13 protein-coding genes and 1 pseudogene are annotated in these 13,405 nt (G+C 73.5%); 12 read left to right on the top strand and 2 right to left on the bottom strand.

Features of this window, described 5'->3' with window-relative positions:
- Nucleotides 1-15: 15 nt before the first annotated feature.
- The 4 genes from AB0H71_RS21975 (at nt 16) to AB0H71_RS21960 (ending at nt 3,791) form a co-directional block, all read left to right on the top strand.
- Nucleotides 16-945: an MBL fold metallo-hydrolase gene (locus tag AB0H71_RS21975; RefSeq protein ID WP_357023852.1), complete on the top strand. Its 930-nt coding sequence runs from the start codon at nt 16-18 to the stop codon at nt 943-945.
- 285 nt (nt 946-1,230) lie between these two features.
- Nucleotides 1,231-2,073: a BTAD domain-containing putative transcriptional regulator gene (locus AB0H71_RS21970; RefSeq protein ID WP_357023849.1), complete on the top strand. Its 843-nt coding sequence runs from the start codon at nt 1,231-1,233 to the stop codon at nt 2,071-2,073.
- 4 nt (nt 2,074-2,077) lie between these two features.
- On the top strand, nt 2,078-2,929 hold the full coding sequence (locus AB0H71_RS21965) for an NAD(P)H-binding protein (RefSeq protein ID WP_357023846.1): 852 nt from the start codon (nt 2,078-2,080) through the stop codon (nt 2,927-2,929).
- A gap of 82 nt (nt 2,930-3,011) precedes the next feature.
- Complete coding sequence (locus tag AB0H71_RS21960; RefSeq protein ID WP_357023843.1) at nt 3,012-3,791, top strand: SDR family NAD(P)-dependent oxidoreductase; 780 nt, start codon at nt 3,012-3,014, stop codon at nt 3,789-3,791.
- Between the two features lies 1 nt (nt 3,792).
- On the opposite strand, the gene AB0H71_RS21955 is transcribed toward AB0H71_RS21960, so the two are convergent.
- Nucleotides 3,793-4,776: an acyltransferase domain-containing protein gene (locus tag AB0H71_RS21955; RefSeq protein WP_357023841.1), complete on the bottom strand. Its 984-nt coding sequence runs from the start codon at nt 4,774-4,776 to the stop codon at nt 3,793-3,795.
- A gap of 194 nt (nt 4,777-4,970) precedes the next feature.
- Here AB0H71_RS21955 and AB0H71_RS21950 point away from each other — a divergent pair, with 194 nt between their 5' ends.
- The 7 genes and pseudogenes from AB0H71_RS21950 to AB0H71_RS21920 all read left to right on the top strand — a co-directional run bounded on the left by AB0H71_RS21950 (nt 4,971) and on the right by AB0H71_RS21920 (nt 11,816).
- Nucleotides 4,971-5,966: a ketoacyl-ACP synthase III family protein gene (locus AB0H71_RS21950; RefSeq protein ID WP_357023838.1), complete on the top strand. Its 996-nt coding sequence runs from the start codon at nt 4,971-4,973 to the stop codon at nt 5,964-5,966.
- Nucleotides 5,966-6,520: pseudogene (locus AB0H71_RS21945) on the top strand (FAD-binding protein); the annotation flags it as partial. The gene AB0H71_RS21950 and the pseudogene AB0H71_RS21945, both read left to right, overlap by 1 nt.
- Nucleotides 6,521-6,677: 157 nt before the next feature.
- Nucleotides 6,678-7,481, top strand: a complete 804-nt coding sequence (locus AB0H71_RS21940) for a BBE domain-containing protein (RefSeq protein ID WP_357023835.1) — start codon at nt 6,678-6,680, stop codon at nt 7,479-7,481.
- A gap of 28 nt (nt 7,482-7,509) precedes the next feature.
- A complete protein-coding gene (locus tag AB0H71_RS21935) occupies nt 7,510-8,772 on the top strand; it encodes a beta-ketoacyl-[acyl-carrier-protein] synthase family protein (RefSeq protein WP_357023832.1) in 1,263 nt (420 codons plus the stop codon).
- Complete coding sequence (locus AB0H71_RS21930) at nt 8,769-9,980, top strand: ketosynthase chain-length factor (protein WP_357023829.1); 1,212 nt, start codon at nt 8,769-8,771, stop codon at nt 9,978-9,980. Before AB0H71_RS21935 ends, AB0H71_RS21930 begins: the two co-directional genes overlap by 4 nt.
- 32 nt (nt 9,981-10,012) lie before the next feature.
- Nucleotides 10,013-11,071 carry an LLM class flavin-dependent oxidoreductase gene (locus tag AB0H71_RS21925; protein ID WP_357023826.1) on the top strand — a complete coding sequence of 353 codons (1,059 nt, stop codon included), beginning with the start codon at nt 10,013-10,015 and terminating at the stop codon, nt 11,069-11,071.
- Between the two features lie 46 nt (nt 11,072-11,117).
- Nucleotides 11,118-11,816, top strand: coding sequence for a hypothetical protein (locus tag AB0H71_RS21920; RefSeq protein WP_357023823.1), 699 nt, complete (start codon nt 11,118-11,120; stop codon nt 11,814-11,816).
- A 54-nt stretch (nt 11,817-11,870) separates the two neighbouring features.
- Here the strand turns inward: AB0H71_RS21920 and AB0H71_RS21915 are convergent, their stop codons facing one another.
- The gene (locus AB0H71_RS21915) at nt 11,871-12,473 is read right to left on the bottom strand and encodes a TetR/AcrR family transcriptional regulator (RefSeq protein WP_357023820.1); all 603 of its coding nucleotides are present in this window, start codon (nt 12,471-12,473) and stop codon (nt 11,871-11,873) included.
- A gap of 128 nt (nt 12,474-12,601) precedes the next feature.
- Between AB0H71_RS21915 and AB0H71_RS21910 the strand changes: the two genes are divergently transcribed.
- A complete protein-coding gene (locus AB0H71_RS21910; protein ID WP_357023817.1) occupies nt 12,602-13,396 on the top strand; it encodes an SDR family oxidoreductase in 795 nt (264 codons plus the stop codon).
- Nucleotides 13,397-13,405: the final 9 nt, after the last annotated feature.

Genomic DNA, 13,405 nt, shown 5'->3' with positions numbered 1-13,405 from the left:
GGTCAGGCTGGAGCCATGAGTTCTCTCCCCGCGCACGCCGTCACCCCGGTGCTGGCGGAAGTGGCGCCCGACGTCTTCGCCTACATCCAGCCGGACGGCGGCTGGTGCGTGAACAATGCCGGGCTGATCCGCTCCGGCGGGCACGCGGCACTGGTCGACACCACCGCCACCGAGCGGCGCAGCCGGGCGCTGGCGGCCACGGTGGCCGAGCTGCTGCACGGCGCGGCCCCGGAGTGGCTGGTGAACACGCACTTCCACGGCGACCACTCGTTCGGCAACGCGGTGTTCGACCGGTCGCTGATCGTCGCGCACACCGAGACCAGGGCCGAGGCCGAACGGGCCGGGCTCGGCATGACCACGCTCTGGCGCGATGTCGACTGGGGCGCGATCGAGCTGCGGCTGCCCGACCTCACCGTCGACGCAGGCGCGGTGCTGCACCTCGGCGGCACCGCGCTCGAGCTGATCCACCCCGGCCCGGCGCACACCACCGGCGACCTGCTGGCCTGGCTGCCCGAGCAGCGGGTGCTCTTCGCCGGTGACATCGTGATGGCGGGGGTCGCGCCGTACTGCCTGATGGGCTCGGTGGCGGGCACCCTGGCCGCGCTGGACGCCGCCGCCGCGCTCGACCCGCTGATCGTGGTGCCGGGGCACGGCCCGGTCTCCGGCCCCGAGGTGATCGCCGAGAACCGCCGCTACCTGCGCTGGGTGCAGCGGCTGGCGGCCGAGGGCGCGGCGGCGGGGGCGAGCGCGCTGGAGATCGCCGCGGCGGCCGAGCCGGGCGAGTTCGCCGGGCTCGGCGAGGCCGAGCGGCTGGTGTCGAACCTGCACCGCGCGCTGCTCGAGCTCGACCCGGCGCGACCGCTCGGGGCGCCGATCGACGTGCTCGGCTCGTTCGGCGACATGATCGCGCTGCACGGCGGGCGGGTGCCCGCGTCGGCGGCCTGAGCGCTCGCGTCGCGCGGGGCCGCCGGGAGACATAAACTGCGTACACGATCGGAAGGGAGGGCGACGATGGCGAAACGTGCCTGTCCCGCCGATCGTAGCTCCCGGCTCGACGCCCGCGGCCGATGTCGGCGGGGGACGCGCGCGATGTAGCCAGGGTCGCCGTCGTGCTCGTGCCGTGGAACCGCGCCCCGCCGGAGCCGGGCACCGCTGATCACCCCGCGCGAGCGCGCATGGGGATCGCGGTGTGCGGCGGCTCCGCTGTGCCGAGATGAAGGTGAGCCAGCCGTGTCTGTCGAATTCAGTGTTCTAGGTCCGCTCTTCGTCGGCTTCCACGGGCGTTCCGTGGTGCCGACCGCACCCAAGCCCAAGCAGTTGCTGGCCCTGTTCGTCTTCGAGGCCAACAGCGTGGTCACCACCGGGTTGTGCGTGGAGGAGCTGTGGGGCGACGAGCCGCCGTCGACCGCGGGCTCGACGCTGCAGACCTACGTGCTGCAGATCCGCAAGTCGCTGAGCGACCTGCCCGGCGTCGGCTCGCTGGAGGCCGCGCGCAGCATCCTGATCACCAAGGACTACGGCTACATGCTGCGCGCCGACCCGCAGACGGTGGACGCCTTCCGCTTCGACGGGCTGGTCCGCACCGGCGAGAAGGCCGCCGCCGCCGGCGACGACCTCAAGGCGGTCCGGATGCTGAACGCCGCCGCCGACATCTGGCGCGGCGACGCGGTGGTCGACATCCAGACCGGCGCCGCGCTGCAGACCTATGTGCGCGGGCTGGAGGAGCGCAGGCTCGGCGCCATCGAGCAGCGCATCGAGGCCGAGCTGCGGCTCGGCCGGCACCACCAGCTGATCGGCGAGCTCTCCAGCCTCTCCGCCCGGTACGCGCTGAACGAGAACATCCACGCCCAGCTCATGCTCGCGCTGTACCGCTCGGGCAGGCAGGCCGACGCGCTCGACCGCTTCCGCGACCTGCGCGGCCGGATGCGCGAGGAGCTCGGACTGGAGGCATCGGCCAAGATCCGCCGCCTGCACGACGCCATCCTCGGCGGCGCGGAGTACCTCTACGACACGGCGACCGTCGCGGGCGGCATCTCCCTCGACCTCGCCTACCAGACCGACGAAAGACGGTGAGGCCATGTCCCGCATCCTCGTCACCGGCGCCACCGGCAATGCCGCCAGGCACCTGCCCGGCAAGCTGCTCGCCGCCGGGCACTCGGTGCGGGTGCTGGTGCACCGCACCCCCGGCACCGAGCTCGACCGGCGGATCGAGACCGTGGCGGGCGATCTCACCGACGCCGGCTCGCTGCCCGCCGCGCTGGACGGCATCGACCAGGTCTTCCTGGTCACCGTCGGGGACGGCGCCGCCGCCTTCGCGAAGGCGGCGGCCGCGCACCCGGAGCTGCGGGTGCTGCTGCTCTCCTCGAAGGCGGTGGTGAACACCGAGTTCGCGGGGTTCGACAACCCGATCTACCGCAAGCACCTGCTGGCCGAGCAGCAGCTCGCCGAGCTGGGCGTGCCGCTGGCCACGCTGCGCCCCGGCGGGCTCGCCTCCAACGCGCTGCGCTGGGCGCCAGGCATCCGGGAGCACAGCCGGGTGCAGGCGCTCTTCCCGGAACTCGCGGCGCCGCTGCTCGACCCGGATGACCTGGCCGCGGTGGCGGCGCTGATCCTGAACGCCGGGGTCGACGCGCACCGGGGCGCCACCTACACCCTCACCGGGCCCGAGGTGGTCACCGTCGCCGACCAGGTGGAGATCCTGAGCGCGGTGCTCGGCAGGCCGCTCGAGCTGGTCCGGCTCACCGAGGAGGAGGCGCTGACGGCGCTGGCCCGGACCCAGCCGCCGGAGTTCGTCCGCGACTACATCCCGGTGCAGCGCCGCTACCTGGCCACCACCCCGGCCGTGCACGGAACCGTCGCCGAGCTGCTCGGCCGCCCCGCCCGCACCTTCCGGGAGTGGGCCTACGCCAACGCTTTCCGCTTCGGCTGACCCGCGACCCCGGCTGGAGCGTCGCTGGATCGCGGTGGGTCAGAGTCGAGGTCGGAACACGGCAACGACAGCAGGAGGCGGGATGCCCGAGACGGCACGGACGGCACTGGTCACCGGAGCGACGAGCGGCATCGGGCTCGCCGTCGCGACCACGCTCGCGGAGCGCGGGCACCGCACCTTCATCGCGGCGCGCACCGCGGAGACGGTGCGCGAGACGGTGCAGCGGCTGCGGGACAAGGGATATCAGGTGGCGGGGGCGGTGGCCGACGTCCGCTCGGACGAGCAGCTGCGGGCCCTGGTCGCGGCGGCCACCGCGGAGTTCGGACCGATCGAGATCCTGGTGAACAATGCCGGGCGCAATGGCGGCGGCCGCACCTCGCAGCTCGCCGACGAGCTCTGGGACGACATCATCGAGACCAATCTGAACAGCGTCTTCCGGCTCACCAGGCACGTGCTCGCGGCCGGGCTGGAGGGCAGCGGCTGGGGCCGGATCATCAATATCGCCTCCACCGCAGGCAAGCAGGGCGTGGTGCTGGCGGCGCCGTACAGCGCCTCCAAGCACGGCGTGGTCGGCTTCAGCAAGGCGCTCGGCAAGGAGCTCGCGCCGACCGGCGTCACGGTGAACGCGGTCTGCCCCGGCTACGTGGAGACGCCGATGGCCGAGCGGGTCCGCTCCGGCTACGCCGAGATCTGGGACACCTCCGAGCAGGCGGTGCTGGACAAGTTCAACGCCACCATTCCGCTCGGCCGCTACTCCACCCCGGACGAGGTGGCCGGGCTCGTCGGCTACCTGGCCTCGGAGCCCGCCGCCTCGATCACCGCGCAGGCGATCAATGTCTGCGGCGGGCTCGGCAACTTCTGACTCACACCCTGCTGCCGGCCCGGATCAGCGCCAGCGCCTCCTTGAAGGCGCGCAGATCCTGATCCGGGTCGCCCGCCGCGTGCGGCAGCAGCGCCACCGCCGCCGAGGCGCCGGAGACCAGCGCCGGGTGCCTGCGCGCGGCCGTGCTCAGGCTGCGGCCGGGTCCGGCCTCCACCACCAGCGCGGGGCCGACGTGGTCGAGCGCGGCGGTGAGCGTCGGCCAGAAGAGCACCGGCGCGGCGGGCTGCCGCGCCCAGAACTCCGGTGTGCGCACCTGCTCCGCGGTGAGCGGCGCGCCGGTGTAGGCCGACCAGAGCGGCAGCGCGGGCTCGCGGAACGCGATCGCGCGGACCGCGGGCACCGAGCGCAGCGCGTGCGCCTCGAGCTGCGCGCTGTGGAAGGCGACCGGTGAGCGGGCCGGCCTGGCGCTGATCCCGGCGGCGGCCAGCCGGGCCGCCGCGCGCTCGATATCCGGCAGCGAACCGGCGAGCACCACCTGGCGCGGGGCATTGATCGCGCCGATGTCCACCCCGGCGCCGGTGCAGAACGCCACCTCCTCCGGCCGGGCCGCCACCGCGAGCATGGCGCCGGGCGGCGCGTCGGCCAGCCGCACCAGCCGGTCGGTCATGAGCGCGGTCGCGTCGGCCAGGTCGAGGACACCGGCCAGCACCGACGCGGCCAGCTCGCCGACGCTGTGCCCGACCAGCGCCACCGGGGCGGTGCCGTGCGCGAGCAGGTAGTCGCCGAGTGCCCAGTCGATGGCGAAGAGCAGCGGCTGCGCGCGCCGGATGTCGTCGATGCCGAGCGCGGGGGAGTCGGCCAGCCAGTCCGCGCGGATCTCCGCGCCCGCCGCTCCCCAGTGCCCGAGCACGTGGTCGACGCGCTCGGCGAAGGCGGGCAGCGCCGCGTACAGCCCGGTGCCCATCCCGGCCCGCTGGGTGCCCTGGCCGGGCAGCACCAGCACCACGCCTCGTCGTTCGCTCACGGTGACCGTCCTTCCGCGGGCCCGCGCGGTGCGGGCACCGACCGACCGTGCCGGGACGCGCTGGGCGCGCGGTAGAGGCGCCCTGGAGCCGTCCGCCCTGGACCGGTTCTCCAGTCCCGGTCCACCGGCCCCGCCCATGATCGGCAGCGGGAAACGTTCCAGCACAGCTCAATCGATCGCGAGGTCCTGCCATCGTGGCGAACGACACCCTCTTCCTGCGCGGCGTGGGGACCGCGCTCGGCCCCCGTACCCCGGTGACCGGGAGCGACCACCCGTCCGAGCTCGTGGCCGGCACCGGGATGACGACCGTCGCCGTCTCCGCGGGCGAATCCGGCCCCGAGCTCGCCGCGGCGGCCGCGGCGGTCGCGCTGGCCGATGCCGGGATCACCGGCGCCGAGCTCGATCTGGTCGCGCACTCCGATGTCTACTACCAGGGCCACGACCTGTGGTCGCCCTCCTCCTACGTGCAGCGCGCGGCCGGCGCGGGCGCCGCGATCTCGGTGGAGATCAGACAGATGTCGAACGGCGGCATGGCCGCGATCGATTTCGCCGGGGCCTACCTGGCGCGGCGCGACCTGGAGCTGGCGCTGATCAGCACCGGCGACCGGTTCGCCGCGCCCGGCTTCGACCGGTGGCGCAGCGACCCCGGCACCGTCTACGGCGACGGCGGCACCGCGCTGGTCCTCTCGCGCACCGGCGGGTTCGCGGTCTTCCGCTCGTTCGCGCAGGTCTCGGAGCCCGCGCTGGAGGGGATGCACCGCGGCACCGACCCGTTCGGCGCCGCGCCCTTCGCGGTGCGGCCCCGGGTCGACCTGGAGCCACTGAAGCGGGACTTCCTGGCGGGCACCTCGACGCTGGCCACGGTGGAGCAGGTGCGGCGCGCGCAGGAGCTCGTCGTCACCCGCGCCCTGGACGAGGCCGGGGTGAAGATCAGCGATATCGACTGGTTCGTGCTTCCGCACTTCGGGCTGCGCCGGCTCGGCAGCACCTTCCTGCGCCCCTTCGACATCGATATCGAGCGCACCACCTGGTCGCTGGCGCGCACGGTGGGGCACCTCGGCGCGGGCGATCAGATCGCCGGGCTGGCCCACCTGCGCGAGCGCGACCTGCTGCGCACCGGCGACGCGGTGCTCTTCGCCGGGGTCGGCGCGGGTTTCTCCTGGAGCGCGGCCGTGGCGGAGGTGCTGTGATGACCGGGTCTCCGCCGCGCCGGCGTCCCGCGGGTGCCGGGGCGACCACGATCAGCCGCGGTGGCTTCCTGCGGGTGCTGTCACTGGGCGGCGCGGCCGCGGCGGCCGCCGCCTGCGGTGCCCCCGGCGAGGCGGCGACCGCACCGGCGGCGCCCGCCTACGTGGAGCCGGGCGACCCCCGCTACCGCGAGCTCGTCACCGGCGTGAACCAGCGCTGGACCGCGCGCCCGGCCTATGTGGCGGTGCCGCGCAGCACCGCCGAGGTGGTGGCCGCCGTGCAGCGCGCGGTGGACGAGGACCGCGCGCTCTCGGTGCGCAGCGGCGGGCACTGCCTGGCCGACCACGTCTTCCACGACGGCGTCGAGGCGGTGATCGACGTCTCCGCCATGAACGACATCGGCTACGACGCCGGCCGCGGCGCCTTCCGGGTGGAATCCGGCGCGCTGCTGCTCAATGTCTACGACGAGCTCTACAAGTCCTGGGGCGTCACCATTCCGGGCGGCTTCTGCCACTCGGTCGGGATCGGCGGCCACGTCTGCGGCGGCGGCTTCGGGTTGCTCTCCCGGCGCGACGGGCTGACCGTCGACCACCTGCTCGCCGTCGAGATCGTCGTCGTGGATGCCGATAAGAGGGCGAAAGCGGTTGTCGCGACCCGGGATCCGGAAGACCCCGACCACGACCTGTGGTGGGGCAATACCGGAGACGGTGGCGGTGAGCGCGGTCCCGATCCCGTGGCCGGTGCTGAGCCGGGACCGCTTCGTCCGGCTGCTGCGCAATGTCGGGCAGTTCTACGAGGCGAACAGCGCCCCCGACAGCCCGTACTGCGCGCTCAGCGGCTCGGTGACGCTCACGCACGAGTCGAGCGGCGCCGTCACCCTGCTCACCCAGATCGACGCCGACGTCCCGGACTGGTCCGGGCTGCTCGACCGCTACCTGCGCGCCCTGCTGGCAGGCGTCACCGACACCCCGCCGCCCGCCCCGAAGGTCTACCCCTGGCTGCGCGCCACCCTGCTGCTCAGCACCGGCTCGGCGATCGGCAACAACCCCGCGGTGCGCAGCGACAACCACGCCGCCTACCACCTGCGCGGCCACACCGACGCCCAGGCCGAGATCATCCACGCCGCGCTGACCAGCACCGAGATCCCCAACAGCCACGCCATGGTGGTGCTCAACCCGGTGGGCGGCAAGGTCGGGCTCGCGGCGCCCGGCGACACAGCGGTGGCCCAGCGCGGCGCGATCTTCAAGGTGCTTTACCAGTCGCTGTGGACCGACCCCGCCGAGGACGCCGCCCACATCGCCTGGGCCACCCGGCTCTTCCGCGCCGTGTACGCGGGCACCGGGAACGTGCCGCTCCCGGACGACCGCACCGACGGCTGCTACATCCACTACCCCGACACCGGCATCCCGTGGCCCCGCCTCTACTACAAGGACAACCACCCCCGCTTACAGCAGGTCAAGGCCGCGTGGGATCCGCGCGACGTCTTCCATCACCCCCAGTCGATCCAGCTGCCGTGACGGCGGCCCGACCCCGAGGACAGAAGCTATGACACGACGAGTGGTGATCACCGGCCTCGGCTCGGTCGTTCCCGGCGCGGACGATACCGCGCAGTTCTGGAAACTGCTCACCGCGGGCGCCACCGCGACGCGCCGGATCACCCGGTTCGACCCGTCGCCCTTCCGCTCCCAGATGGCGGGCGAGTGCGACTTCGACCCGGCGGCGCACGGGATCAGCGCCCGCGCGGAGCGGCGGATGGACCGGGCCGCGCAGCTCGCGGTGGCGACCACCAGGGAGGCGCTGCGGGACTCCGGGCTCGAGCCGGACGCCGTCGACCCCGGCCGGATCGGGGTGAGCGTCGGCAGCGCGGTCGGCGCCACCACCTCGCTGGAGGACGAGTACCTGGTGCTCAGCGATACCGGCAGGCTGTGGGAGCTGCAGAGCGAGTACGCCACCCCGCACCTCTACAACTACCTGGTGCCCAGCTCGATCGCGGCCGAGGTGGCCTGGGCGGCGGGCGCCGAGGGGCCGGCCGCGCTGGTGTCGTCGGGCTGCACCTCCGGGCTGGACGCCATCGGCTACGGCCGCGACCTGATCCTGGACGGCGCCGCCGACGTGGTGGTCGCCGGCGGCGCCGACGCCCCGATCTCGCCGCTGGCGGTGGCCTGCTTCGACGCCATCAAGGCCACCTCGCCGCGGAACGACGACCCGGAGCACGCCTCCCGGCCCTTCGACGCCACCCGCAACGGCTTCGTGGTGGCCGAGGGCGCGGCCACCCTGGTGCTGGAGGAGTACGAGCACGCCAGTGCGCGCGGCGCCACCATCTACGCCGAGGTGCGCGGCCATGCCTCGCGCTGCAACGCCTACCACATGACCGGGCTGCGGCCGGACGGCATCGAGATGAGCCTGGCCATCGACGCGGCCCTGGCCGAATCGCGGCTCGACCCGTCCACCGTCGACTACGTCAACGCGCACGGCTCCGGCACCAAGCAGAACGACCGGCACGAGACCGCGGCCTTCAAGCGCAGCCTCGGGCAGCACGCCTACGCGACCCCGGTCAGCTCGATCAAATCCATGATCGGGCACTCGCTCGGCGCGATCGGCGCCATCGAACTGGTGGCCTGCGTGCTGGCGATGGCGAACTCGGTCGTCCCGCCCACCGCCAACCTGCACGATCCCGATCCCGAGCTGGACCTGGACTACGTGCCGCTGGAGGCGCGCCCGGCCCGGGTGGACGTCGCGCTCTCGGTGGGCAGCGGCTTCGGTGGCTTCCAGAGCGCCGTCGTGCTGGCCAAGGAGGGGGTCTCGTGAGCGCGGTGGTGGTCACCGGGCTCGCGGTGGCGGCGCCGAACGGCCTCGGCGCGGCGAACTACTGGAAGGCGGTGCTGGCCGGAACGCTCGGCATCGACCGGGTGAGTCGCTACGACGTCTCCGGGTACCCGAGCCGCTTCGCCGGCGAGATCCTGGACTTCGACGTCGCCGCGCACGTCCCCGGCCGATTGATCCCGCAGACCGACCCGGTCACCAAACTCGCCATCGCGGTGGCGGATTGGGCCATCGCGGATGCCGGGGTCGAGCTCTCCGCGCTGGACAGCGGCACCCTCGGGGTCACCACCTCGAATGCCAGCGGCGGCTTCGACTTCACCCAGCGCGAGGTGCAGAAGCTCTGGACGCTCGGCCCGGACCACGTCAGCGCCTACCAGTGCTTCGCCTGGTTCTACGCGGTGAACACCGGGCAGATCTCGATCCGCAACGACCTGCGCGGCGCGGGCGGCTCGATCGTGGCCGACCAGGCGGGCGGGCTGGACGCGATCGGCCACGCGCGCAGGCTGATCCGGCGCGGGCAGCGGGTCTCGGTGGCGGGCGGGCTGGAGGCGCCGCTGAACCCGTACGCCTTCGTCTCGCAGATCGCGCACGGCGGGCTCAGCCGCGCCGGCTCCGCCGAGCGCGCCTACCTGCCCTTCGACGCCGAGGCCGCCGGGTACGTGCCGGGGGAGGGCGGCGCGCTGCTCATCCTGGAGGACGCCGAGGCCGCCGCCGAACGCGGCGCCCCGCAGATCTACGGCAGCATCGCCGGGTACGGCTCCTCGTTCGACCCGCACCCGGACAGCGGCCGCGGCCCGACCCTGGGGCGCGCGGTGCGCACCGCGCTCGCCGACGCCGAGCTGGAGCCGGGCGAGATCGACGTGGTCTTCGCCGACGCGGCCGGGCTGCCCGGCCCCGATGCCGCCGAAGCGGCGACGCTCGCCGAGGTCTTCGGCCCGCACGGGGTGCCGGTGACGGCGCCGAAGTCGACGGTGGGTCGGCTGATCGCGGGTGGCCCGCCGCTGGACGTCGCCACCGCGCTGCTCGCGCTGCGCGACCAGGTGATCCCGCCGACCGTCGGCACCCGCGCCCCTGCACCCGGCTACGCGCTCGACCTCGTGCTCGGCGCCCCGCGCTCCGCGCCGCTGCGCACCGCGCTGGTGCTCGCCCGCGGCTTCGGCGGCTTCAACTCCGCCCTCGTCCTGCGCCGCTGACCGGCGCGCACCCTCGTCCCGAAGGAAAACCCATGCGATTCGGCATCACCTTCTTCCCGGCCGTCGGCCCCGGCGACCTGCCCGCGCACCGCTACTTCCAGGACGCGCTCGACCTCGCGGTCTGCGCCGACGAGCGCGGCTTCCACCACGTGAAGACCGTCGAGCACTATTTCTTCCCGTACGGCGGGTACAGCCCGGACCCGGTGCCGTTCCTCGCCGCGGTCGCCGCCCGCACCCGGAACATCCGGATCGCCACCGGCGCGGTGATCCCCGCGTTCTCGCACCCGATCCAGCTGGCGGGCAAGCTCGCGGTGCTGGACAACCTCAGCGGGGGCAGGCTCGACGTCGGCTTCGGCCGCGGCTTCCTGCCGGACGAGTTCGCCGCCTTCGGGGTGCCCCTGGACGAGAGCCGGGCCCGCTTCGACGCCGGCGTCGAATTGGTGCACCGGCTCTGGACCGAGGAGGAGGTGGTGGCCGACGGGCCGTTCCACCACTTCGGCCCGGTCACCCTGCTGCCGAGGCCGGTCCGGCCGGAGGGGCCGGACATCTTCGTCGCCACCGCCACCAGCCCGGCCTCGGCCGAGCAGGCCGGGCGGCTCGGCCGCGGGCTGCAGGCGGTACCCGCCATCGCCGGGCGCGACGGCTTCACCGAGATCCTGGCCGCCTACCGGAAGGGCTGGGCCGACGGCGGCCGCACCCCCGGCACCGAGCCGGTGCAGATCAGCCTGGCCGCCTTCATCGCCGACGACCGGGACGAGGCGCTCGCGCTCGGCAGCCGCGACGAGCAGCTCTACTCGGACAAGATCGCCGAGGCCACCGGCGCCTGGGCGCGCAACCGGAGCGCCGACTACCCCGGGTACGAGAACCTGGCGAACGTCGGCGCGCTGCTGCACTTCGACAAGCGGCTCGCCGAGGACCACATCCTGGCCGGCACCGTCGACGACGTCCGGGCCCAGCTCACCCGGCTCGGCGCGGTGTACGGCACCGACGTCACCATCAGCCTCACCATCCACTCCGGCAACCTGCCGATCGAGGTCGCGCGCCGCACCCTGGACGCCGTCGCCGACAAGATCGCGCCGGAGTTCGCCTGAGACCACCTGTCCCGCCAGCACATCCATCGATGAGGAAGAACACCGCATGACACCACGCATCGGCACCGTCGCCCTGCTCGCCGCCGCCCTCACCGCGCTCCCGGCGCTCGCGCACGCCGCCCCCGCCGACCCCGGCGCGGTCGGCTACACCGCCACCACCACCCCCGAGCACGTCGTCGTCGAGACCGACGGCGGGGCGCTGCGCGCCGAGGACGGCACCTTCACCATCACCGCCGCCGACGGCACGGTGCTGGCCGGGGCCGAGCTGTCCTTCCGGGTCGACGACTTCGTCTTCCCGATCAGCGCCGAGCTCGACGCGCACCGCGCCGTGCTCACCCCCCGCTTCGACACCGCGCACGCCGTCTACCGCCCGGTCGCCCTTCCCTACGAGGACCGGGCGCCGTGGAAGAACGAGTACGACCGGGAGCTGGCCGCCTGGAACCGGCTGACCAGCACCATCGGCGCAGGCGCCACCATCGGCACCCTGGTCGGCGGGCTCACCGGCGGGGCGGTGGGCTGCGTGCTCGGCGGGATCGCGGGCGCCACCGTGGCCTCGGCGGCCATCGTCGGGCTCTTCGGCGCCTTCGCCCCGGCCGCGGTGGTGGGCTGCGTCGGCGGGATCGTGGCCATCGGGGCGCTCGGCACCCTGGCGGGGCAGCTGCTGGTCACCGCCCCGGTCGCGGTGCTGGCCGCCGTCCAGTACTTCACCACCATCAACACCCCGTTCCCGGTCGCGCCGAAGTAGCGGCCGGCGTTCGGCGAGCCGGTCGGGCCCCTGGCCCGGCCGGCTTCGCCGCGTTCAGCCCGCGAGCACCAGCGGCATGACCCGCCGCACCTGCCCGCGCAACGCATCCAGCGCCTCCGCCCGCCCGCTCAGATAGCCGAGCAGCGCCTGCTGGAACAGCCCGTCGAGCATGCCGTACGCGGTATTCGGCGACATGGCGGGCGCCACCCCGGAGAGCGCCGCGTACCGGGTGACGACGTGCCAGATCATCTCCTCCAGCAGCCGGTCGATCTGCCCGACCGCCTCGCGCAGGCTCTCCTCGAACATGCTCTGCGAGCGCAGGTCGTACCAGAGCCGGTGCATGGGCGCCTCGTCCACGATGGTCTCCACCAGTTTGTCGGCGAAGGCGGCGACCAGCCCGTCCGGCGTGGTGGCGTCGGCGATCACGCCGTCGTAGCGGGTGACGCAGGTCTGCTTGTACTGCATGACGCAGTAGACGATGAGCTGCAGCTTGTCGTGGAAGTAGTAGTGCACCACGCCGTGCGAGAACTCCGAGTTGTTCGCGATCTCGCGCAGCGACGACCGGGCGTAGCCGAGCTCGCCGAGCGTGCGCAGCGCGGAGTCCGCGAGCGCGCGGCGGCGCAGGTCGTGCTTGTCGATCGGGTTGGCGCGGGGCATGGGCCGAGTTTAACCGACGTTCTTGACGATCGACCAGCAGAATCTTGACGCTTGTCCGAGAAAGTCTTGACAACTGTCATAAAAAGGTGGAACTGTGTGACCCGCATCACCTCGAACAAGGAGCGCAGATGACCCACATGGACCTGACCGGCCGTTCCGCCCTCGTCACCGGCGGCGCGCAAGGACTCGGCGAGGGGATGGCGCACGCGCTGGCCCGGGCCGGAGCGCGCGTCGTGATCGCCGACATCCAGGACGACCGCGGCGCCAAGCTCGCCGAAACCCTCGGCGAGGGCCACGGTTTCGTCCACCTGGACGTCACCGACGACGCCTCCTGGGAGGCGGCCGCGGCCGCGGCGGTGCAGCAGCTGGGCGGGCTGGACATCGTGGTCAACAACGCGGGGGTGGAGATCACCAGCCTGCTCGCCGACCTGGACCCGGCGGCCGTGCGCACGATGCTCGACGTCAATGTGCTCGGCACCGCGCTCGGCATCAAGCACGCTTTCCGCACCATGCGCCCGGGCGGCGCCGCGGGCAAGGGTGGGTCGGTCATCAATATCGCCTCGGTGGCGGCGACCATCGCCTTCCCGGCCATCGCGGTCTATTCCGCCACCAAGTCGGCGGTGGACCGGCTCACCCGGGTCGCGGCCATGGAGAGCGGCAAGCTCGGCTACGGGGTCCGGGTGAACTGTCTGTACCCGGGGCTGGTGCCGAACGAGATGGGCGCCGGGCTGGCCAACGACGTGGCGGGGCTCGGGCTCTTCGGCTCGCCGGAGGAGGCGGTCGGCGCGGTCGTCGAGCTCACCCCGTCCGGGCGGCTGGCCGCCACCGAGGACATCGCGAACGCGGTGGTCTTCCTCGCCTCCGACTCCGCCGCCTTCGTCAACGGCGCCGGCCTGCCGGTCGACGGCGGCATGGGTATGTGACCCCCCCGA

The organism is Nocardia sp. NPDC050697, assembly GCF_040654395.1.
In the GTDB taxonomy this organism is placed as follows: domain Bacteria; phylum Actinomycetota; class Actinomycetes; order Mycobacteriales; family Mycobacteriaceae; genus Nocardia.
The sequence above is the reverse complement of the archived record's forward strand: the minus strand, read 5'-3'. Positions and strand labels throughout refer to the sequence as shown.